We start from the raw sequence: 2,185 nt of genomic DNA on the forward strand, positions 1-2,185 counted from the left end.
AACGAAGACCCCAAGCCCTTCATCTGGACCAAAACCGCCGAAGAAATCCTCGACTCCCTCGCCCGCATCTGCCGACGGATCTCTGGCGCAGGACAGTAGTCCACGGTCAGCAGTTGTTTGACCTGGCCGGCCCAGTCGGTCCGGGTCCGTCGAGGCAACGCCTGCACGCGACGCCACCCTTGTAGGGGTTCGGTCCAAACGAAGATCGAGCAGGTCGGAACCTGTCAAAGCGATCAAGGCAGGTAGATCGTTCTAACGCTGTGCTGGGATCAGTGGGCCGTCTGGTGCCGGCTGGTTGATCCAGGCCGCTGCGGGGACCTTCGGGGGCTCCGGTGGCTTGCGGACGAAGCGTTCGGGGTGCTTCGCGTAGACCGACTGGAGGACGTCGGCACGCATCTCGCGGAGCTGCTCGGCGAGACCGAAGTGCACGTCGTAGGGCGTGTGCAGGCCGATTCCGGAGTGCCGATGCTCCTCGTTGTACCAGGTGAAGAAGTGGGTGCACCACGCCCGGGCGTCCTCGAGGGATCCGAAACGCTCGGGAAAGTCGTGCCGGTATTTCAGGGTCTTGTACTGGCTCTCGCTGTACGGGTTGTCGTTCGACGTCTTCGGCCGCGAATGCGACTTGGTGACGCCGAGACCGGCCATCATCTGGGCGACGTTCTGCGCGACCATCGGGGACCCGCGGTCCGAGTGGATCGTCAACTGCCCCGTTTCAATGCCGTACTTGGCGATCGACTCGGACAGGAACCGCTCGGCGAGGTCCTTGTTCTCGTGGGCGGCGATCATCCAGCCGACCGTGTAGCGGCTGAAGATGTCGATGATCGTGTAGAGGCAGTAGTAGACGCCCTTGACCGGCCCCTTCAGCTTCGTGATGTCCCAGCTCCAGACCCGGTTCGGGCCCTCGGCGACCAGCTCGGGAACGGTCCGGGGTGGGTGGACGGCCTGGCGGCGGCGTTCACGGACCTCGCCGTGCCGTCGCAGGAGCCGGTACATCGTCGACTCCGAGCACAGGTAGACACCCCGGTCCAGGAGCACCGCGTAGATCTCGGCGGGCGCCATGTCGGCGAACTCCGGGGAATGGAGCACATCGAGGACCCGTATCTCCTCCTCGGGCGCGAGGGCGCGGGGATGTCGGCGCCGTTCTGGCCGCGGCTTGGCCGGGGCGGGGCTTCGGCGGTGTCGGCGGTAGTAGGTGGCACGGCTCACGCCGAGCGCGGCGCATGCCTGGACGCGTCCGACCAGCCCGGTGAGCTCTTCAAGAGCCTGGTTGCGGGCGGTGTTGAACGCCACGGCCGCGAACTGGGCCCCGGTCACCGGTTCTTCTCGCCGTTCCTGTTCGGGGCGCTGTCCGTGGCGAACTGGTCGAGCAGCGCGGAGAGTTTTCCCTGGACCTCGATGACGGTGCGGGCCTTCGCGAGGTCGGCTTCCAGGCGGGCCTTCTCCGCCTTCAGCTTCGCGATCTCCTTGTCCCTCGGGTCCGCCTTCGGCCGTCCGGCCGACGCGGCGAGCGCGTCCCGGGCGCCCTTGTCCCGTTGCTGCCGCCACGTCGTGATCAACGACGAGTACAGACCCTCCCGCCGCAGCAGAGCGCCCTTGTCCTTCTTGTCCAACGTCTCGTACTCCGCGAGGATCCTCGCCTTGTACTCCGCGGTATACCGGCGCGGACCGGTCGAACGGGCTCCTACCTGCGGATCAGGGGTCCCGTGGTCATTCGTGCTGGCCACCCGGGCACTACTCCTTCTCCGCCCTCGACTCAATGAATCATCCAGTATGCCTGACTCGATCTACTTTGACAGAGAGGGGGTGCCGCGGCGGAGGTATTCGCTGTCCTGACAGGCGTCGCGGCCGGGGCGTGCGGGGAGTGGGTCGCGGGCGTGGTCGAGGAGTTGGAAGGGCTTCTCGTCCATGCACACCACCGGACGTGCTGGATCGTAGGGTTGCGCGTAGAGGGCCAGAATGTCTTCCATCCGGGCCGCGAACTGCGCGTTCGCCCGCGGCGGGATCGTCCAGCACTTCTTCAGGTGAGGGCGCAGTTCCGTTTTTTTAGGATCCGTCCGATGGTGGAGTGGTCCAGATTGGGAATGTCCTCGACCAGCGCGACATGTTTCTCCAACAGGCGCAGCGACCACCGCGCATGACCCGGGGGCGGCTGGGAGCATGCCATCGCGATCAGACGGGCCTCGAC

3 protein-coding genes are annotated in these 2,185 nt (G+C 66.0%); all 3 read right to left on the reverse strand.

Annotated features, from left to right (window positions below):
• Positions 1 to 252 precede the first annotated feature (252 nt).
• From ABZV34_RS38695 to ABZV34_RS38705, 3 genes are read right to left on the reverse strand one after another with little or no spacing between them, the layout of a single operon-like run.
• Positions 253 to 1,314, reverse strand: coding sequence for an IS3 family transposase (locus tag ABZV34_RS38695; RefSeq protein WP_356287751.1), 1,062 nt, complete (start codon positions 1,312 to 1,314; stop codon positions 253 to 255).
• Positions 1,311 to 1,724: a hypothetical protein gene (locus tag ABZV34_RS38700; RefSeq protein WP_356287754.1), complete on the reverse strand. Its 414-nt coding sequence runs from the start codon at positions 1,722 to 1,724 to the stop codon at positions 1,311 to 1,313. The genes ABZV34_RS38695 and ABZV34_RS38700 overlap by 4 nt, the downstream gene beginning before the upstream one ends.
• A 60-nt stretch (positions 1,725 to 1,784) precedes the next feature.
• A complete protein-coding gene (locus tag ABZV34_RS38705) occupies positions 1,785 to 1,907 on the reverse strand; it encodes a hypothetical protein (protein WP_356287757.1) in 123 nt (40 codons plus the stop codon).
• Positions 1,908 to 2,185: the final 278 nt, after the last annotated feature.

Origin of the sequence: Streptomyces sp. NPDC005195 (assembly GCF_040608315.1) — a bacterium.
In the GTDB taxonomy this organism is placed as follows: Bacteria; Actinomycetota; Actinomycetes; order Streptomycetales; family Streptomycetaceae; genus Streptomyces; species Streptomyces kaempferi.